The sequence below is a fragment of the Paenibacillus durus ATCC 35681 genome, from assembly GCF_000993825.1.
Classification (GTDB): Bacteria; Bacillota; Bacilli; order Paenibacillales; family Paenibacillaceae; genus Paenibacillus_AQ; species Paenibacillus_AQ durus_B.
This window is the reverse complement of the sequence record NZ_CP011114.1, coordinates 1,509,759-1,528,599: the sequence shown is the minus strand read 5'-3', so window position 1 is coordinate 1,528,599 and position 18,841 is coordinate 1,509,759. Positions and strand designations below refer to the sequence as shown.

General features: G+C 51.2%; 16 protein-coding genes and 1 tRNA gene. 8 read left to right on the top strand and 9 right to left on the bottom strand.

The window, feature by feature from the left end; genetic code table 11:
- Positions 1–67: 67 nt before the first annotated feature.
- Positions 68–403 (bottom strand): winged helix-turn-helix transcriptional regulator, encoded by a 336-nt coding sequence (locus tag VK70_RS06860; RefSeq protein WP_036637964.1) that lies wholly within the window; start codon positions 401–403, stop codon positions 68–70.
- 167 nt (positions 404–570) lie between these two features.
- On the opposite strand from VK70_RS06860, the gene VK70_RS06855 reads away from it, so the two are divergent.
- The 4 genes from VK70_RS06855 (at position 571) to VK70_RS06840 (ending at position 4,921) form a co-directional block, all read left to right on the top strand.
- Positions 571–1,776 (top strand): MFS transporter, encoded by a 1,206-nt coding sequence (locus VK70_RS06855; RefSeq protein ID WP_036637967.1) that lies wholly within the window; start codon positions 571–573, stop codon positions 1,774–1,776.
- A 14-nt stretch (positions 1,777–1,790) separates the two neighbouring features.
- Positions 1,791–2,750 (top strand): TIGR03571 family LLM class oxidoreductase, encoded by a 960-nt coding sequence (locus VK70_RS06850; RefSeq protein ID WP_025693745.1) that lies wholly within the window; start codon positions 1,791–1,793, stop codon positions 2,748–2,750.
- Positions 2,751–3,221: 471 nt separating this feature from the next.
- Entirely contained in the window at positions 3,222–4,160 is a 939-nt protein-coding gene (locus VK70_RS06845; protein WP_025693746.1) for a tyrosine-type recombinase/integrase, read from the top strand.
- Between the two features lie 47 nt (positions 4,161–4,207).
- Positions 4,208–4,921 carry a class I SAM-dependent methyltransferase gene (locus VK70_RS06840; RefSeq protein WP_025693747.1) on the top strand — a complete coding sequence of 238 codons (714 nt, stop codon included), beginning with the start codon at positions 4,208–4,210 and terminating at the stop codon, positions 4,919–4,921.
- Here VK70_RS06840 and VK70_RS06835 read toward each other — a convergent pair.
- Positions 4,918–5,928, bottom strand: a complete 1,011-nt coding sequence (locus tag VK70_RS06835; RefSeq protein ID WP_025693748.1) for a hypothetical protein — start codon at positions 5,926–5,928, stop codon at positions 4,918–4,920. The genes VK70_RS06840 and VK70_RS06835 overlap by 4 nt on opposite strands.
- 244 nt (positions 5,929–6,172) lie before the next feature.
- Positions 6,173–6,257, bottom strand: a tRNA-Leu gene (locus VK70_RS06830).
- 181 nt (positions 6,258–6,438) lie between these two features.
- On the opposite strand from VK70_RS06830, the gene VK70_RS06825 reads away from it, so the two are divergent.
- Together VK70_RS06825 and hisC are read left to right on the top strand one after the other, a co-directional pair.
- On the top strand, positions 6,439–6,873 hold the full coding sequence (locus tag VK70_RS06825; protein ID WP_025693749.1) for a YhjD family protein: 435 nt from the start codon (positions 6,439–6,441) through the stop codon (positions 6,871–6,873).
- A gap of 192 nt (positions 6,874–7,065) precedes the next feature.
- A complete protein-coding gene (gene hisC / locus VK70_RS06820) occupies positions 7,066–8,181 on the top strand; it encodes a histidinol-phosphate transaminase (RefSeq protein ID WP_025699898.1) in 1,116 nt (371 codons plus the stop codon).
- 102 nt (positions 8,182–8,283) lie between these two features.
- Here the strand turns inward: hisC and VK70_RS06815 are convergent, their stop codons facing one another.
- The 3 genes from VK70_RS06815 to VK70_RS06805 all read right to left on the bottom strand — a co-directional run bounded on the left by VK70_RS06815 (position 8,284) and on the right by VK70_RS06805 (position 9,649).
- Entirely contained in the window at positions 8,284–8,499 is a 216-nt protein-coding gene (locus VK70_RS06815) for a hypothetical protein (RefSeq protein ID WP_025699900.1), read from the bottom strand.
- Positions 8,500–8,640: 141 nt separating this feature from the next.
- Positions 8,641–8,958 carry a hypothetical protein gene (locus VK70_RS06810; protein ID WP_025699902.1) on the bottom strand — a complete coding sequence of 106 codons (318 nt, stop codon included), beginning with the start codon at positions 8,956–8,958 and terminating at the stop codon, positions 8,641–8,643.
- Positions 8,959–9,076: 118 nt separating this feature from the next.
- Positions 9,077–9,649 (bottom strand): xanthine phosphoribosyltransferase, encoded by a 573-nt coding sequence (locus tag VK70_RS06805; RefSeq protein ID WP_025699904.1) that lies wholly within the window; start codon positions 9,647–9,649, stop codon positions 9,077–9,079.
- A gap of 388 nt (positions 9,650–10,037) precedes the next feature.
- On the opposite strand from VK70_RS06805, the gene VK70_RS06800 reads away from it, so the two are divergent.
- Positions 10,038–11,147, top strand: a complete 1,110-nt coding sequence (locus VK70_RS06800; protein WP_025699906.1) for a YkvI family membrane protein — start codon at positions 10,038–10,040, stop codon at positions 11,145–11,147.
- Here the strand turns inward: VK70_RS06800 and VK70_RS06795 are convergent.
- The 3 genes from VK70_RS06795 to VK70_RS06785 are packed head-to-tail and all read right to left on the bottom strand — an operon-like array spanning position 11,134 to position 17,046.
- A complete protein-coding gene (locus VK70_RS06795; RefSeq protein WP_052755985.1) occupies positions 11,134–14,562 on the bottom strand; it encodes an AAA family ATPase in 3,429 nt (1,142 codons plus the stop codon). The genes VK70_RS06800 and VK70_RS06795 overlap by 14 nt on opposite strands.
- A gap of 1 nt (position 14,563) precedes the next feature.
- Positions 14,564–15,904 (bottom strand): metallophosphoesterase family protein, encoded by a 1,341-nt coding sequence (locus tag VK70_RS06790; protein ID WP_025700179.1) that lies wholly within the window; start codon positions 15,902–15,904, stop codon positions 14,564–14,566.
- Positions 15,905–15,909: 5 nt separating this feature from the next.
- A complete protein-coding gene (locus VK70_RS06785; RefSeq protein ID WP_025700181.1) occupies positions 15,910–17,046 on the bottom strand; it encodes a glycosyltransferase family 4 protein in 1,137 nt (378 codons plus the stop codon).
- Positions 17,047–17,372: 326 nt separating this feature from the next.
- Between VK70_RS06785 and VK70_RS06780 the strand changes: the two genes are divergently transcribed.
- Complete coding sequence (locus tag VK70_RS06780; protein ID WP_025700183.1) at positions 17,373–18,767, top strand: RsmF rRNA methyltransferase first C-terminal domain-containing protein; 1,395 nt, start codon at positions 17,373–17,375, stop codon at positions 18,765–18,767.
- Positions 18,768–18,841: the final 74 nt, after the last annotated feature.

Below are 18,841 nucleotides of genomic sequence, written 5' to 3'. Positions count from 1 at the left end.
CGGACTGCATAAAATGCACAGTCCACTTTGACCGATTAATATTGAATTAAGTACGCTACTCTAAAATCTAGTTGGAAGATACAACGATTGGGGGCTCAGGCGTCTGCTCGATATGCTTCTCCCCCCATGCGCACATGGTATCCAAAATTGGTTTTAGAGACCATCCGTATTCGGTTAGCGAGTATACCACTTTCGGCGGGATCTGCTCGTAAATGCTTCGTTTCACAACTCCGTCCTCTTCCAGCTCACGCAATTGTTGGGTAAGCATCTTTTGCGTAATGCCGGGCATTAATCTCTTTAATTCGCTGGTCCGCTTCTCCCCTTTATCTAAATGACACAAGATGACGACTTTCCATTTGCCTCCAATCACATCAAGAGTAGCTTCAACCGGAATATTGAACACTTCAGTTCACCTCCTTGGACAGAGTAGGGTACTTTTTAGTGCCTACATTACTTAAAAGTACGTACTTATCATATTGGTCGTACAGCTATACAATAACGCCATGAGATAAAAATTTCAATGCATGGAACTTCGATTCGATGCAAATAAGTAAAGTGGAGGAAATTCATATGAGCAACATTGCACAATCCGTGTCTCAGACCAAAGAGACGCAAAAATCTGGAAACTGGGCGCTCCTTGCCCTGGCGATCAGCGCTTTCGGTATCGGAACAACCGAGTTTGTTCCCGTAGGTCTGCTTGCAAGCATCGCCGGCGACTTGAATGTCGCTATTACTCTGGCCGGCCTTCTTATTACAGGTTACGCCCTCGGGGTTGCTGTAGGGGCCCCTATCGTTACTGCGCTCACCAATCGCATGAGCCGCAAGTCTTTGCTTATGTGGCTGATGGTGCTCTTCATTATCGGCAATGCGACCGCTGCGATGTCATCATCATTTGGGCTGCTGCTCGTTGCGCGTTTCATAACTGCATTCTCTCACGGCGTATTTTTCTCAATTGCATCGACGATTGCTGTTCAGTTAGTATCTCCTGAAAGAAAAGCCAGTGCCATCGCGCTTGTATTCACCGGCCTTACGATTGCCATTGTTACAGGTGTACCGTTAGGGACATTTATCGGTCAAGCTTTTGACTGGAGAGCAACATTCTGGGCCGTCGCCCTGCTGGGTGTTATTGCGATCATTGCAAGCGCCATACTCATCCCTCGTAATTTGAAGCAAGCTCCGCCCGCTAAATTCTCGGACATGTTCCGGCTGATTACGAACGGCCGCCTGCTTCTGGGCTTCCTGATTACTGCGCTCGGTTATGGAGGAACGTTCGTCGCGTTCACTTTCTTAACCCCGCTCCTGCACGATGTTACCGGATTTAGCCAAGGCGCGATTAACATTATCCTGATCGTCTATGGTATTGCTGTAGCAGTCGGCAACTCTGTTGGCGGTAAATGGGCCAACAAAAATCCGATCCGTGCGCTGCTTTTTATGTTTATTTTGCAGGCCGCTGTTCTTATTCTGTTGACGTTCCTTATTCCCTTTAAAGTCACTGGCTTGATTGGCATCGTCCTGATGGGATTGTTCGCATTCATGAATGTCCCTGGTCTCCAGCTATATGTTGTCCAACTGGCTGAAAAGTATGTTCCTTCGGCGGTAGACGTTGCTTCGGCGCTAAATATTGCAGCTTTCAACATCGGCATTGCGGTTGGCGCTTTTGTCGGCGGGATTGTTGTCGATACTATGGGACTTGTGCATACGCCATGGATCGGGGCTTTGATGGTTATGCTTGCGATTATACTCACTGCGGTTTCCGCCAAGCTTGAGCGGAAATAATTGGGGGTGCACATATGTTTGATCATCATACAAGTTATCAAAGGATATACCGAGAGGGAGAGCTAACGCTTGGTCTCCACATCCCGCTGGAGAATTATCGGATGAAGGCACCGACGATGGCGCATCAGGTGGAGCTTTCGCAAGCTGCTGAAAATTACGGCTTTACCGCACTCTGGCTTCGGGACGTTATCTTGAAAGATCCGAATTTCCTGGACCCGGCTGTCGGACAAATTTATGATATTTTGATTTACGGCACGCATCTTCTTAGTCAGACTAAACAAATCGCTCTCGGGACTTCCGCGCTTGTACTGCCTCTTCGCCATCCGCTTCGGCTGGCGAAGGAGGTTGCTACCATTGAAGCGCTGTTTCCCCAAAGACTGATCATGGGAATTTCCTCCGGAGACCGGCAGGCTGACTTTCGCGGACTTGGAGTAGACCACCCTAGCCGGGGCGCTCAGTTCCGGGAAGCATACTCCTATCTCCAAAAAGCACTGTATGAGGAATATCCCTTGATTCATTCCAGCTATGGCCAGATGGAACGAACCACGCTTATTCCAAAACTGGATACCAGGATTCCTACCATCGTTACCGGCTTTGCGCAGCAAGACATGAATTGGCTTGGTCAAAATGGCGATGGCTGGATGTACTACCCGCAAGCGCCGGCGCGGCAGCAAGAAGTCATAGCGGCATGGCGCGATTCGTCTAACCGCAACGGGAATGAAGCCTTCCGCCCTTTCTCGATGCCCATGCATCTTGATCTGGCGGAAAACCCGGATGAAAGGGAAACCCCAATCCGGCTTGGATATCGCGTAGGCCGGAACAGACTGGTCGAATTGCTTGAAATCTACCGTTCCATTGGCGTGAATCACCTGTTCTTCGCCCTGTTTGACAGTGATCGTCCGGCTGGTGAAGTTATTCAAGAGCTGGGCGAGTACGTGCTGCCTCATTTCCCGCCGCATTTGATGAAGGGTTAACCAAATCTTTAAGTGATGCTTCCTCTGTCATCCGGCATACCGGTGCTAACATCCGATTCATCACTCTGAGCCACATGCGCATTTTCGCATGTGGCTTAGAATGAAATCGCCGGTGAGACCGTAATTAGGCTTCGCGCTTATTAGCCTTGGCCCATACTTCTTTTCCCTCACCAAACAAAAAATATCATTTCAGGAAACCATTCGGTCCTTCTCCAGGATTGCCAGTTGCGAAATCTGCCCCCCCACCTCTGTATTTCATAAATAAGGTCTCGTCACGCAGGAACAATTTATGAATTTATCTAACCTTGAGTTAACCCGTCTGCCCCTCTTTGCAACAGCCTTTCGAATAGCAAATGGTTTAGCACCGAAAAATACCGATCCATTTACTTCACAAATGAAGTAAGCTGCGTAATAATTAAAGTTCCTCTTCCATACATAAAACAACCAAAAAAACATCCAACAGGAGGCAACATGGATTTAACTATCACCCGTTTGACTAAATACATAAAACAATACGAGCTTTATTTAAGCGTGGAACGCAACTTGTCTTTGAAGTCGATTAAGGCCTATCTTTCAGACATGAATGGCTTGCTTGAGTGGTACAATCATCAATCCTTCAACACGGTGACCAAACAAAATTTGCGCATGTATCTGGAGGATCTGACAGGCAAAAATCAGCTAAAGGATTCGACCATCAAAAGAAAATATATCTGCATCAAAGCTTTTTTTAATTATTTGGTGCAAAAAGAAGAATTGCCCGATTCTCCTGTCTCTGGCTTCGGCAAACATTTCAAAACATCCAAACGCATTCCTAAAACATTATCCGTAACTGAAGTTGAAAGACTCTTAAACTCCCCCCAGGAACATATGAAGCAATTGCATACATCTTTTAGAAAATGGATCTGTACACGAAATAATGCCATTATCGAGCTGTTGTATGTAATTGGAATCCGAATTGGAGAGTTGGTTTCGATTGATCTGGAGAATATCGATTTCGCGGAGCGAACCATTCTAATTTTCGGAAAAGGGAGAAAGGAACGCCTCCTGTACATTTCAAGCAGCGAGGTCATAAACAAAATTCAAATGTGGCTTAGCGTTCGAGAACATCTCAAACCCAAGTCAAATGCACTCTTCATTAACAAATACGGTGGACGGCTTTCTATTTATTCCATTGAGGACATCTACTCAAAGTACAGAGATCTATCCAATATCAGCAAAAAATCAACGCCGCATTATTTACGCCACAGCTTTGCGACTCATTTATTAAATAACGGCGCCGATCTGCGCTCCGTTCAAGAGATTCTTGGTCATACCAGCGTCAGCACTACACAAATCTATACGGAAGTATCTGTAGAACGAAAAAAGGATGTCCTCACCAAGTTTAACCCCAGGAATAATTTGAGATTATAAAGCAAAAAACCTCCTAATAACTCAGAATTATTTGGAGGTTTTAAACTATGAAATTAAATCCAAGTCAAATAAAAGAGTTTTATGAATCACAGGAAAGTATATGGCCAGAAGATGATAACTGGCATCTCCATACAAAAAAGGAAATCGAGAAATATATAGCTTCTAAACATAACATCTTTATAGACAATCCGCACATATTAAATGCAGGTTCAGGGGGAAATACATACGGATTAAAGTACGACATGCACCATCTAGATATAACCGACAAGTTCATTTCTAAATTCGCGAAGTATTCCGTTGCCAGCGTAGAAAATATGCCATTTGCAGCTTCTTCTTTTGACATTGCCATATGCGTTGGAAGCGTCATCAACTACTGTGATGCATCAATATGTATTTCTGAGCTATCGCGAATACTAAAACCCGGTGGATATCTTTTACTCGAATTTGAGAGCAGTTGGAGTATAGACTTTTTTAATTCTGATGCTTATAAAGAATCTGCTGCTGTCATAAAGACTAAGTATTTTAATGAAGAGCATATATTATGGGTATACTCGATGAACTATATTACAGAAATACTGAAGAGCTGTGGACTGCAATCATTACAAACCAAAAGGTTTCATATTCTGAGTAATTTCTTTTACAAACTCTTAAAAAATGAAAATTCAGCAACTAAATTTGCCATTGCAGATTCATTATTCCAATATATTCCTTTCCTAGCCCATCGAAGCCATAATATCATTATGCTTTGTCGTAAACATTAATCACTCTTTTTTCTTGTCGTTGACCAGATACCAATAGAGCCTGATATAGCAGCACCCAGAATTGTGGCTACAGCTGGGGTCATAGTTGTGGAACCTAAATTAAATCCCAGTAATTTAAAAATTTGATAGTATAATAGCATGATAATTAAAGGAGACAAAATTACTGCAGTTAGGATCAAGGGCAAAGTAAACTTCTTTTTTACTTTTTTAGCAGGAACTATTCCGGAAGTTGATTGCGAATTAACTTCTGCCAACATGCAGTTACTACATTCTACAGAAACATTGGCTTGATCAATTAAATTCTTTTTAATTTTTTCAAAATTGATATCCAAATGCTGTTTATAACTGTTTATCGCATCAACTGTAGAAAAGGGCTTATACCACTCCCAGTAATAAGAGTAATATATTGTTTTGATTATAAATAAAACGGTTTGTTTTGAAAGTTGTTTAAGACTATCATTTGTTTTTATATAAAGTCTGGCTATGAATGAACTCTCATAGTTATTATCTCCCAAAGAGGGATGAAAATAATCTGTACTTATACTTCCGAAATTCTCAATGCATATTAATTTTTTGAAAAAAGCACTCTCTTTATCAATATTTGCACCGTCCTCCTTATGATTAATCTCGGTGATCCAATAATCCACATGTAAAGAATTGTTATTCATATAATTTTGAATTAAGTTAAATATCGGAAAAAATACAGCATTAACTTTGTAGACTTTTTTAAAAGTCATATAATCAATTAATGCAAACTTAGGCTGAACATTAAAATAAGCGATTTCGGCAAATCCTATCACTTCATTATCCAAATAAGCCGTAAAAATCATGAATTTAAAGTTAAAGTTGCTTGTATCCTTATTGATCCAATAAGTAATCTGATTACTTTCGGTTTTTATCTCAGGAGGAGTTTCATCATTGTATATTTTTAGGGCTTGGACATAATCTTCATCATCATTCTTTATTATAAGTTTAATTTTATAACGATTTTCCAAAATTGAACTCAAAAAATCTACCTCCAAATAATTCTGAGTTATTAGGATATGTTGATATTCAAATCACCCAATAATTTTTCTTTCAAGAATACATCCTACTATAAATGATTATTCGACATCTTCCGATATTTTCCTTTTAATTAATGCAAAATAAATTAGTTCACGCGTTTATTTTATCCCCCAACATATACCAATGACCTATTAAAAGCCAAAAAAATAAACCCTTCAAATGAAGGGTTTTGTTTGTAAAATATGATGCGGTCGAGAGGACTCGAACCTCCACGGGGGGTTAGCCCACACGGACCTGAACCGTGCGCGTCTGCCAATTCCGCCACGACCGCGTATTTTTTCGAAGCACGCTTATGCGGCCACAAGAGAGATCATACCATGATAACAAACACCAGTCAATATATTTGTTAAAATAACATTTTTCCATAAATTAATGTATAAATATTGCTTTCGCGAATAAATTGGATGTATAATAAGAACAAAGGTTCGCATACTACAATTGAGGTGATTCAGATGGCGACGATTGCAAAGCGTAACCGGGAAGCAACCCAAGAAGAACTGTCTCTTGTCAGAAGCTACTTGCTGCTAACGTTTATTCATAAAGTGTTCGAGCGCGACTGCCGGGCCATCGGGAAGAGCGGCCTATTTAAAATGCCACAGCTCTATATGGAACTGGTCTCCATCGGAGCGAAGAAGACAGCTGTTATGCTGCAGGAAGTTAAGCGTGAGCTTGATTCGCAGAATATGGTTATTACAACTGTTCGGCAAAATCAGCATGGTGTTGAAGCCGAGTATAAGTGCCGGGGTATTGCCGGAGAGATGCAGATTGAATGGCAGAGCTTCCGGCGGGAGATGACGTTGAGAATGCGCGCCTATCTCGGACTTGCCGGGGAGTTCTCGATTCAAGCCCGGGAAGAGCATTCCAGCCATATGGCTGTATCCATCTGATTATTCTGTCGGATAATGATCATGATAGTACCAGCCCGATCACGGAAGTGATGGGCTGTTTTTTTATTTTCTCTCCATCCGCTGTGCAGCTCACCCTTTTCATCAGCATGGTTCCTCCACGTCCGCCTGGCACATATACATATATAGAGAATCCGCATCGTTCACCAGATTATGAAGTTGGGAGGAACGGCAATGAATAAATACTGGAGTGAGACGATCAAGGGGATTGCGCCTTATGTACCGGGCGAGCAGCCCCGGGCAGGCAGACTGGTCAAATTAAACACGAACGAGAATCCCTACCCGCCTTCGCCCGAGGTGCTCAATGCGATGAAAGCCGCCGTTACCGACAAGCTGAGATTATATCCCGATCCGAATTGCTCCCGCTTGCGGGAAACAGCCAGCCGCCACTACGGCATTCCAGCGGAACAGATTTTTTCCGGCAACGGGTCCGACGAAATTTTGGCTTTTTGCTTCAAGGCCTTTTTCGATCCGGGGGATATGATTCTTTTTCCCGATATTACGTATAATTTCTATGAAGTGTACGCCAAGCTGTTCGGGGTATCGTACAGGACGGTTCCGCTGACCGAAAGCTTCGATGTGCCGGTTGACCGCTTTTTCATCAATAATGACGGAATTATAATGGCTAATCCCAACGCCCCAACGGGCAAAGCCATTCCCCTAGAGGATATAGAGGCCCTTGTGAAACAAAATCAGCAGGCGGTGGTTATTGTGGATGAAGCGTACATTGATTTTGGCGGAGAAACGTCAATTGGACTGATTCCGAAATATGACAACCTGCTCGTCATCCGCACATTCTCCAAATCGCGGTCGCTGGCGGGGTTGCGGATCGGTCTGGCGATGGGACACAGCAGTTTAATTGAAGCGCTCATTCGCGTCAGAGATTGTATCAACTGCTTCACCGTCGACTGGATCGCCCAGGCGGGAGCCATAGCGTCTCTTGAGGATACGGAAACGTTCACCCGGAATATTCAGACCGTTATAGCCACCCGCAGCCGGATCACCTCCCTCCTCCGTCAAGCGGGATTTGAGGTGGTGGACTCCAGTACGAATTTCTTGTTAATCTCCCACCCGAGGGTAGAGGCCGATACTCTAAATGAAGCATTGCGGGGACAGAACATTTTCGTGCGTTTTTTTCCGAGGCCCAGGATTGATAAATATTTGCGCGTGACGATTGGAACGGATGAAGAAATGGATATTCTATATGAAGCGCTGCTGGGCCTCGTTCGTGGAACTCAATTGAAAATATCACGAATCGAGCTTAACTCTGACTCCAGTCTAAATGAATGAGAATGATCAGCAAACGGTCTTGAGAAAAAGCAAACGGCTTTCGAGATAAAACCTCGAAAGCCGTTTCAATTACAGTTGCTGGTCAGCTTGTTATTGCTCACGTTATTCAAAAACACTGCGTCTCGGCTCGGTATTGGGCTGAAACATATAACCCCGGTCCAGCTTGACCACCCTCCGGTTGGGTCTGCGGATCATAACCTGGCTGTCGTCCCACGCAATAACAATCCCGATCACGTCATTGCTCTCCAGAGTATCGCGAATAACCCGGATCTTCTCGCCTGAAAGGCGGTATTCATTCAGCTGCTCATCGCTGATCATACGAAGTTCTCCTCTCATCCGGAGCACCATATAGCAAGTGTCCGAATCGGATTATGACATAAAAAAGACCGCAATGAAAGATCATTGGGTCTCATTTAAATAATGAGGTATGCACATATCATGCACCTCTTTGTGTTTGACCTATATCAGCGCTTCATTCTTCTCAAACCAGAAGTCCAGAACTTTTGCGGACATCACACGGTGTTCCAGATACTCCACTTGTTTGGCTGTAAACTTCTCTCTCCAGGCGAAGTCCAGTTCTTCGCACAAGCCTGCGATAGTCAGAAGTTCCGACCAAGCAACATATCGTTTGTACCAAAAGAATTGAGGATGTTCGATCATATAGGGATACAGATCGTCAAACTCCGTGTGCTTGCAATCGAGCGCGCGCTCGAAGTGATCCTTGGCCTCGGTTAATTTATCAATAAAGAATTGTTCTGTCACCGGTTCTTTCCCCATTGTGACGCCTCCTCTCCTATGTCTGACTTTATTATAAATGAAAATGTATGGGGTGGAAAGCAATTGTTAAAAAAATAGGCATTGTTCTTAGATTCGTCACGATTTGTAACCCGATGGATTACTGCTCGAATTCGATTCTTCCGCCGGCAAGGGACTTGATTTTTATAAGCGATTCCAGACGTACACCCTGTTCGCGGATCGTACGGGCACCGGCCTCAAAGCATTTTTCCACAACGACCCCAAGTCCGACGAGCTCCGCTCCCGAGCGATGAATGATCTTAATCAAGCCGCGCGCCGCATCGCCGTTGGCGATAATATCGTCGATGAACAGAATTTTGTCCTCCGGCGATATAAATTGGCGGGAAATCATAATGTCCGTGACGATCCCCTTCGTAAACGACGGAACCCGCTCGCACAGCGCATCAGGGTCGGCCAGCAGTGTTTTCTTGCGGCGCGCAAAGACAAGCGGCACCTTCAATTCATGCGCGGTGGCAAATGCAACGGCGATACCCGAGGATTCCACGGTAACAACACGGGTCACTCCCTGGTCTGCAAACAGCTTCGCAAATTCCCGTCCCATCTCCATTGTCAGCTCGGGATCGACCTGATGGTTGAGCAGCCCGTCCAGCTTCAACACCTGATCGGAAACGACAACCCCTTCCTCCAAAATCCGCTTTTTCAATATTTCCATGACGCTTACGCCTCCATTATCCATTCTTGTTCGGACGTTCCACTGTCAAAATCCCGCAGGCGAAAACAGGCGGAAGTCATGTCCTTCTGCTCAACATCATAACCTGTACTATGCGGAGTACACAAGCATATGGGGCATTGCGCATCCAAAAGACTGATTTTTAGGCTTCACAAGTAGGCAAGCCTCTGCTTCCGGTGCCAATTTTGCCAGAAAATCAAAGGATACGGCTGATACTTACAAAATTAAGCGTACACATTCAATGCCGGTTCTGCCAAAAGTGCAATCCTTACGGTTTAGGCTTGCAAAACTTAGTGTACGCTTCCGATGCCAGTTTTGCCGAAGAATATCCGATGCGGTTTAAGCTTGCAAAACTTTTAGGGGGAGAATTATGAGACAAATGCTCCGCACGCTGCAAATCGCCTTTACTTATATTGGCACTATTGTGGGAGCCGGATTCGCCACCGGCCAGGAAATTCTCCAGTTCTTCACGCAGTACGGCCGCTGGGCAACGCTGACCATTGTGTTCGCCACAGGGGTCTTTATCTGGCTCGGCACCAAAATGATGATTCTTGCCCAGCGGATCGGAGCGGAATCCTATGAGGATTTCAACCGCCATCTGTTCGGGAAGAACGTAGGCGGCATTATCAGCCTGTTCACCCTGGCTATTCTGATTGGAGTGAACAGCATTATGCTGGCCGGAGCGGGCGCGATTTTTGAGGAGCATCTCGGGCTCCACTATCAAACCGGGCTGGTGCTGACCGTAATCGGCTCTTATCTTCTGCTGAAAAGAGGCATTTCCGGCATTCTGCAGATGAACAGCATTGTCGTTCCCTTGATGCTGACCTTGTCGCTTATTATTATTTTCAACACGCTTGATCATCCGGGAGCGCATCACTTTTTGCAGCTTGGCACGAAACGCAGCGCCTTTGCCGCCGGACTGTCACCGTTTCTGTATACAGCGTTCAATTTGGGAATGTCACAGGCCGTCCTCGTTCCGATGGCCCGGCATACCCAGAATGAACGGCCGCTTATCTATGGCGGCATTCTCGGCGGTCTGGGCATCGGCTTTATGCTGATGGCGGCGCATTTTGCCATGAGCGCGCATATGCCGGGCATCTTGAAGTTTGAGATTCCGATGGGCAGCATTGCTTTCCGTCTCGGAGCGCTGGTACAGCTTGTGTATCTGATGCTAATCTTTCTGGAAATATTCAGCACCTTTGTCGCCGATATTTACGGGGTCACGCTACAACTGGCGCAACGCCTGCCGATCTCGTCCGCCTTCATTACACCTGCGGTCATGCTGACCTGCTATGTCTTCAGCCAGTTCGGCTTCAGCTCGCTGCTGGCGCTGTTCTATCCGATGTTCGGAGCGCTGTCGCTCGTCTGGGCGGTCAAATTAATCCTCGTTCCCATGGTTCCGCCGGGCAAATCGGTGGCACCTCCAAAATCGGAGCTGCTGCCCGCCCCCAAACCGGTTCCGCGGTCTACACGGAGATAACGGAGGCATCCGTCACCAGCTGAGCCGCCGCCTCAGCGACATGACGGTGGCAGGTCAGCATCACGACCTGGCGGGAAGAGGACAGCTCGCCAAGGAGTGAAAGCGCCGCATGCAGACGCCGCTCATCGAAATTGACGAACAGATCGTCAAACAGCAGCGGCAGCGGGTCCTGCCGGTCCATCGTTCCCGCGAGAGCCAGACGCAGGGCCAGATACAGCTGCTCCGCCGTTCCCCGGCTCAGCAGCCCGCTGTCCAGTAAGCCGGCTTCCCGGTGCTCCGCTTTCAGCTCTTTCTTCCCTAGCGTCATGACGACGCGCCGGTACTCTCCTCCGGTCAGACGCTCGAAATACGAGGAAGCCAAGGCCAGAACCTGCGGCTGCTTCTCACGCTCGTAAATCCGTCTTGTTCGGCTGATCAATTCAGCCGCGAGCGCGGAAACGGCATATTGCTCGGCGATCCCCCGCAGCGCCGCCTTCTGCTCCTCCAGCTGCTGAAGCGTTGTATCCTCCCGGCAGACCTTCTTCAGGTTCTCCCTTTCCTGCAGCAGCCTGCCCCGAAGCTGAAGCAGCGCGTTTCTTCGCTCCTCAAGTTCGGCAAGGCCCCTCTCCTCCCGCTTCCTCTCTTCTTCCAGTGCGTAAGCGTCCTGTAGCGACAGCAGCTCCAGAAGTCCCTGCCTTTCTTCCTCGTCCCTGCCTCCGAACATGGCCAGCTCCGAGTGCCGGAGCGACCGTTCCAGCTCCCGGCGCCGGGACAGGGCAGCAGCCCGGCGAAGCAGGTCTTCGCCGTCTTTCGCCCCGCCTTCTCGCAGCAGATTACCACAAATCTGCCGGAGCGCTTCCTGTTCCCGTCGACTCTCTTCCAGTTCCTCCTTCGCCCCGCGCAGCCGGGAGATCAAGTCTTCCCGGCGTAGAAGCGCCGTCTTAAGCATCTCCCATGCCGCTGCTCTCTCCTCCAGCCAGCGGATCGGTGAAAGCGCCGTGGGGGCAACAGGTGAGGTGACAGGCGGTACAGCGGCTGAAGACGGCACTCCGGGAAGCGATACAGCTCTAACCCGGATTTCGGATGGCGCATTATCCGGTTGTGGAGCGCCAGTAGGCACAGACGGCGTTAAACCTGGCTCTCCATTGCCGGATGGCGAAGCAGCAGACGATGCAGCATCAGATAAAATCACGGACGAAGCGTGAGATACGTCTGCGTTCGCCTTCCGCGCATCCTCTTCCGAGGCAGAAGCCCTTTCCTCCGCAGCTTCTCCGGCTTCCGCCATCAGAAGCAGGCATTCCTCTTCAAACGCCGCAGTTTCCCGCTTCAACTCGGCTATACGAAGCTCAAGCCCGTCCTCCCGGCGCAGCAGCTCGTTCCCCTGCTCCGCTAGCCTGAAAATGTCGGGCAGCCCTTCCGGAGACAAGTCCTCCGGCAGGTTGCGGCGGCGGAGCCATTCCTCGAACCGCGCCGAAGTACCGCGGAACTCCTCTTCAGCCGCGTCCATCTCGCGGACCAGCGCCTGCTCTTGACCGGCCAGCGCATCGGCCTCCGTGCGGCGGAGATCCCGCTCGCCGCTCAGCCGGTCGGCGCGCTGGCGCCAGGCTGTCCAGGCGTCCATCAGCCGCCGCAGCTCCTTCATGCCCGCCTCCAGCCCGCCCGCATCCGGGCTGGCCGGCAAGGCGCGCGACCTCCGTTCCGGTCGCGCATCCCTGCTCTCCGCCTCCGGCCCGGAGAGCAGCAGCCCCCGCAGCCGCAGCATCTCGGCTGCGGCTTCCTCCCCGCCGCTGACGGGCGGCGGGGAGGCCTGCCGGCGCGCTCCGCGCCCGCCGGCAAGCAGGGCCAGATCGGCGGCGGCCAGCACGCCGATCGCGATCCAGACGCTGACCGGCGGAGCTCCGGTCAGCCACAGCGCCGCCGGCAGCAGCGCGGTGAGCGCGGCCGCCAGCGGCAGCAGCGGCGCTATGGCAGCGGCGGTTCGCGCGCTGCCAGCGGCCCCAGCTGCGCCTGGCTGTGCTTGCCGCAGCTGGGCCTCGCGCCAGCGCTCTGCGGCTTGCTGCAGCTCGTCCCACAGCCGCGCCGTCTCGCGCGGGCTTATGGGCCGCAGCGCCGCGAATGAGGCGGCGCCTTCCCGCTGCTCCCGCGCAAGCGAGCGCTCCGCCTGCTGCAGCGCCGCCTGCGCTGCGGCAAGGCGCACACGCAGCGCCTGCCGCTCGGCGGCGAGACCTTCCATTCGCCGGTCATAAGCGGCGAACTGAACCCCGAAGCGGCGCGCGGCTTCACGGTCCGCTGCGGCGCCGGCGAAATCCGCAAGCTCCCCGGCGGTCCAGCCGGGATGTATGCTCCGCAGGATGCGCTGCAAATGCTCGCGCAGCAGCTTCCGTTCCTCTTCCAGCCGCCGCAGCTCCGTCTTCCGGTTCTCATAGCCGCCTTGGGCGCGGAGAAGTCGCTCCAGCCGGGGACCCTGCGCTTCCAGCTGGGGGTCCTGAGCAATCCCGGCCAGCTCCTCTTGCAGTTCCGAGACATTTCGTTCGGCGCGTGCCGCCGCCTGTGCGGCATTACCGGTCCGTGTCAGCAGATCCCTCCAGCGTTCCGGAGCATCCTCGGGGAAAGACGGAAAGTCCGGCAACTCCCGCAATTCCTGGCGGGCGGCTTCCCATTTCAGCCACAGCTCACGGATGTCGAGCGCTTTGCGCAGTCGGGTCAGCCTGGCCCCGTCCTCCCTGCGGCGGCGCTCAAGCTCTTCAAGCTCACTTTCCGCAGCTCGCAGCGCTGCGGTATTGTCATTGTAACGCGGAAGATAAGATCGGCTTTCCGCAATCTGCCGCTCCAGCTTCTCGATCGATTGGAGGGTCTTCGCCGCTTCCTGTGTTCTACCCCTGGGCTTGTAGAGCTTCTCCGCCTCCTGCTGGAGACGCCGCTCCGCCCGCAGGATCTCTCCTCCTCCGCCGATGCCCGCGTGAAACAAATAACTGCTCATTTCCTCGGACTGCAAGGTTCCAAGCTCCTGAAGCTCGTCCAGCGTCACCGCAAAGAGCTGGCGGAACATGCTCCGGGAGACGCCGCCCAGCAGGCGTTTCTCCAGTTCCTCCTGTCCGAGCTCTTCCACGCTTCCGTCGATGCCGCTGAACGTAATCTTGAGCCTGTCGCCCTTTCCGCCCTCCGAACCTCCGGCATACCGCCGGATGCTCCAGGCATTTCCTTGTCCGTCCCGGGCAGTCAAGGAGCCCCCGTGCAGGCCGCTATGCACAGGCTCTAATCTCTCCGCTGGATAGTTCCTTCCAGGAATTCCGAAGAGCATGGCGCGGATAAACTGCAGCATCGTAGATTTGCCGGCCTCATTGGGGCCGTACAGCACGGTCAATCCCGCTGACAGCTCCAATTCCCTGGCGTGAAGACGGCCAAAGCCGCTAATTTCAAGCCGCTGAATTCTCATCTTACCGACCTCCTTGGCGGCTGCCGGGCCGATTACTGCTTTCTTCATCCGGTTCCAGGGCATCGCTGAGCAGGGTCACGGCCGTTTCGGCCGCCCTCGTCAGCCAGACGCGTATATCGTCCTCACCTGCTTCGGCCAGCATCCGCCTTAGCTCACGATTCTCCCCAAGCGGCGCCAGCGCTGACCGGACGAGCTCGTCCAGCATTTGGTCGTCCCCGGTACTTTCCGCCGCAAGCCGCATCAGTTCGCCGAGAAAGCTGTCTTCCGCAAGCAGGCGTTCGCGGTCAACTTCGGTTCCGGATTCAAGCGAGAACCCTTCCGGCCAGACAAGCCCATGAAACCGTCCTTGTTCCGACCGGAGCGCTTCACGCCGGCGTAGCTCATCCAGCAAATCTTCCGCCGCCCCTCTTTCCGAGAGAATGCGGTGAACGGCGCCCCGGCCGGTGATTCGGAAACGGACGACGGACATCATGCTCGGATGCTCCTGCCGAATCTCTTCCACCGCCCGTTCCACCGCCTCTATCCATTCGGCTTCCCTGACCATATTGTCAATCGAAATATCCCGAATCAGGAAACGGACCTCATCCAATTCCTTGAACCGCAGGGCAGCGATTCCGGCGGCGTCCACATCCACGATGCAGCAGCCCTTCGGTCCTGTCTCCTTGACGCTGCGTCCCTGGATATTTCCCGGATATACGATAAAGGGACGTTCATACAGAACCCGGCGCTTATGGATATGGCCGAGCGCCCAATAGTCGAAGCCGGAGTCGATCAAATCTCTGCGGGTACAAGGAGAATATGTCTCATGCGCCGGATCGCCATCGACATTCGCATGCAGGAGCGCGATATGAAACAGCCCGCTGTCCTCTTTCCGCCGAAACCGCAGCGACGTATTTTCCGTCACCTTGGCCGTAGGATAAGAGATTCCGCTTACGACTGCGGCTTCCTGCCCATCAATGCGGCGTACGGCGGTGACCTGTCCCGGCTTGTCGGCGCCGAAGACCGTTACATTATCCGGAAGCTCCATCTGAAGACGCGGACCGTCCAGCGGATCATGATTGCCGTGAATGAGGAAGACCGCGATCCCGCTTCTGGAAAGCTCCAGCAGCGCTTCCTGAAAGCGCAGTTGGCTCTGGAGCGAAGAGTCGGCAGAATCGTAGACGTCTCCGCTAATGACGACAAAATCGACCTCTTCCTCCAGCGCCACGGCAACAAGCCGCCCTAGGGCGGCAAAGGCAGCTTCCCGCAGATAGTCTCTAATGAGTCCGGGGATATGAGATAAGCCGGTAAAGCGGCTGTCCAGATGCAAGTCCGCGGCGTGCAAAAAACGAAACGGGATCATGCCGTTCACTCTTGGCTGCCGGTCTGAAGCTGCAGATACGTCTTTTTCAGCTCATTGGCGATGCGGGTCAGGGAGTACAGATTTTTGGCTTTGTCCCATGCCGAACGGGACAGCTCATAACGATAGGCCGGATCTGTGATGACCTTCTCCAGCGCATCCGCCAGGGCAATCACATCATCAGGCTTGACAAGCAGGCCGTTGATCCCGTCCTCGATCTGCTCCGGGATACCCCCAACTTCTGTTCCGACGAGCGCCAGACAGCTCAGCGCAGCTTCCGCAAATACGGAGCCAAAGGCTTCCGCGCGGGACGGCAGCACAAAAATATCGAAAAACGGCATAAATTCTTCGGGATGCAAGGTATAGCCGTAAAAAATGGTCTCATTATATATACCGAGCGACCTCGCCAGATTCTCCAGATCGGAACGGGACGGTCCGTCACCGATAATATGCAGCACGTATTCGTGACCGCGCTTCTTAAGCTCGGCGCAGGCGTTGAATAGCACATCAATCCCTTTAGCCGGAACTAGACGGGTGACAGTCACCAGCTGCGGGACATCGTTTTCATGCGCAACCGGCTTGAACCTTTTTTCGTCAAAGCCGTTCGGGATGATCTGAATGCGAGAAGGGTTCTCCGTATAATGCGACATATATTCCGCAAAGGACCGTGACACGGTCATCAGCCGGTCGCTTACATACTCCAGTTCCCGGTAAATTAAAGTCAGGAACTCATGCTCCAGCCCGTTCTCGGCAATTTTCCCGTTCAGAATGAGCTCGCGTTCGTAGCTGGAGTGGACCGTCTGAACAAGCGGCACATCCGGAAATGCTTTCTTCATAGCCATTCCGGCTATTGGATGATGCGCGTGGATCAGATCGAACCGCTTGTTCAGGCGCAGCTTTGTCCACCACAAGTAATCGCGGTAGGTCTGGATATATTTTTGTACGACCGGACTCTCGCCGTAAGGCGTCCAATCGAAGGTTTCAAAGACGATTTCGTCACTGCCTTTTCCGCGGATGCGCTTGGGCAGCCAGAACAGTTCCATATCCCAGCGGCTTGATCGAAAGCGTTCCTGCAAGTAGGGAATCATTGAGGATACACCGCCGGGCTGCTCCGGCGGAAAGAAGAGCGCTTGCAGCAGATTCATATGGTAAGTCTCCTTTTCTATTGCCCAAGAAGAAACAACTTCACCGTCCCATCAGGGATGGTGCCGTTACTCATAGAAATAGAAGAACACTATATAAGCGTTAGAGCTTATAAATTCTTATATTTTCAAAAACGGCCTTGCTTGGCAATTATGATATAGTTAAGCATATGTACACAGGCACTGCTAAAGTTCCTACTTAGATTTTATCGGCATCCGCCCTAAACGGCAACACACAAAACCGTTACCATTCGCAGGTGTAGCCGCAATGCCTTGTGCCGCAACGCTTCATTCCTCTTGAATAAAATGAAAAAAAGGAGAATGCAACAATGAATAAGGAAATGCTGCCCGCAGCTTACACAGCCATGATCCGAGAGATGCTGGGAAGCGAAACGGACGCCTTTCTGGATACATATGCAGCGCCAAAGACCCAAGGCCTGAGAATGAATTGGCTAAAAACCCGCACAGCCTCGGGGAAAAAAGCTGCCGAAAAAACTGCGCGTCTATTCGGCCTTCAGCCTGTTCCCTGGTGTCCCGAAGGCTATTACTACGAGGAGCCCTCGCGTCCGGGACGCCATCCTTATCATGAGGCCGGATTATATTATATCCAGGAGCCATCGGCCATGTCCGCCGCCGTACTGCTGGACCCCAAGCCCGGTGAGACGGTGCTTGATCTCGCCGCCGCTCCAGGCGGTAAGACTACCCACATCGCCTCCCTGATGGACGGGCAGGGACTGCTCATATCGAACGAAATTCATCCTGAACGGGCCAAAATCCTAGCGGAAAATGTGGAACGGCTGGGTCTTTCCCATACGCTTGTAACCTCCGCGAATCCTGGCGATCTGGCCCGGCTTTTTCCGGAAACCTTCGACCGGATTATGCTTGACGCCCCTTGCTCCGGAGAAGGAATGTTCCGCAAAGATCAGGGCGCGATCAGCGAATGGTCGCCGGAGCATGTGGAAATGTGCGCCGCCAGGCAGTGGGATATTGTACAGGATGCGTATACTATGCTGAAGCCTGGCGGACGGCTTGCCTATTCCACCTGCACGTTCAACAGGAAAGAAAATGAAGAGTTGATCGCGCGGGTTACGGCAACCTATCCCGATATGGAGCTGCTGGCGGCAAAACGGCTGTGGCCGCATCAGGATAGAGGCGAAGGGCATTTTGTAGCCCTGCTGGCCAAGGGTGGAGCTCCTGATCCTTCAACCGTAGACCCGTTACAGGGCTCTGCGAAACGCGGAAATCGGAGCGGTAAAGGACGTATCGGCGGAAGACCGGATGCCGCCGCCCAGACTGCATTCCGGCAGTTCCGGGAATGGGCTGCCGCAGAAATCCCGGGATTCCGGGCGGAAGGCGTTCCGCTTCTGTTCGGGGAGTCGCTCTACCTGCTCCCCTCTGCGTTTGGCGAATCCTTTTCCCCGGAACTGCTTCACGGACTGCGGATTCCCCGGGCAGGTCTGCATCTCGCCCATTTGAAGAAGAACAGACTGGAGCCTGCGCATGCGCTCGCTATGGCTCTTTGTCCGGAGCAGGCAGCGCGTTCGTTCGATCTGGACCCGGAAAGTCCCGAGGCACGAAGCTGGCTGCGGGGCGAGAGTCTGACCGTGTCGGACGATCTGCAGGGCTGGACGCTGGTCACTGTGGACCATCTGCCGCTTGGCTGGGGGAAAGCAAGCTCCGGCCAACTCAAAAACCATTATCCGAAAGGACTGCGCCAACCTTAGACCTACATGCTATTATACGTCCTGTTAACAAAAGAGTGCTCTTGGCCGCTTAGGCTAAGGAGCACTCTTTTATG

Bases quoted from the DNA above. Each gene is read 5' to 3' on its own strand.
- VK70_RS06855 (WP_036637967.1), top strand. From the start codon at position 571: ATGAGCAACATTGCACAATCCGTGTCTCAGACCAAAGAGACGCAAAAA.
- VK70_RS06850 (WP_025693745.1), top strand. From the start codon at position 1,791: ATGTTTGATCATCATACAAGTTATCAAAGGATATACCGAGAGGGAGAG.
- VK70_RS06845 (WP_025693746.1), top strand. From the start codon at position 3,222: ATGGATTTAACTATCACCCGTTTGACTAAATACATAAAACAATACGAG.
- VK70_RS06840 (WP_025693747.1), top strand. From the start codon at position 4,208: ATGAAATTAAATCCAAGTCAAATAAAAGAGTTTTATGAATCACAGGAA.
- VK70_RS06825 (WP_025693749.1), top strand. From the start codon at position 6,439: ATGGCGACGATTGCAAAGCGTAACCGGGAAGCAACCCAAGAAGAACTG.
- hisC (WP_025699898.1), top strand. From the start codon at position 7,066: ATGAATAAATACTGGAGTGAGACGATCAAGGGGATTGCGCCTTATGTA.
- VK70_RS06815 (WP_025699900.1), bottom strand. From the start codon at position 8,499: ATGATCAGCGATGAGCAGCTGAATGAATACCGCCTTTCAGGCGAGAAG.
- VK70_RS06810 (WP_025699902.1), bottom strand. From the start codon at position 8,958: ATGGGGAAAGAACCGGTGACAGAACAATTCTTTATTGATAAATTAACC.
- VK70_RS06805 (WP_025699904.1), bottom strand. From the start codon at position 9,649: ATGGAAATATTGAAAAAGCGGATTTTGGAGGAAGGGGTTGTCGTTTCC.
- VK70_RS06800 (WP_025699906.1), top strand. From the start codon at position 10,038: ATGAGACAAATGCTCCGCACGCTGCAAATCGCCTTTACTTATATTGGC.
- VK70_RS06795 (WP_052755985.1), bottom strand. From the start codon at position 14,562: ATGAGAATTCAGCGGCTTGAAATTAGCGGCTTTGGCCGTCTTCACGCC.
- VK70_RS06790 (WP_025700179.1), bottom strand. From the start codon at position 15,904: ATGATCCCGTTTCGTTTTTTGCACGCCGCGGACTTGCATCTGGACAGC.
- VK70_RS06785 (WP_025700181.1), bottom strand. From the start codon at position 17,046: ATGAATCTGCTGCAAGCGCTCTTCTTTCCGCCGGAGCAGCCCGGCGGT.
- VK70_RS06780 (WP_025700183.1), top strand. From the start codon at position 17,373: ATGAATAAGGAAATGCTGCCCGCAGCTTACACAGCCATGATCCGAGAG.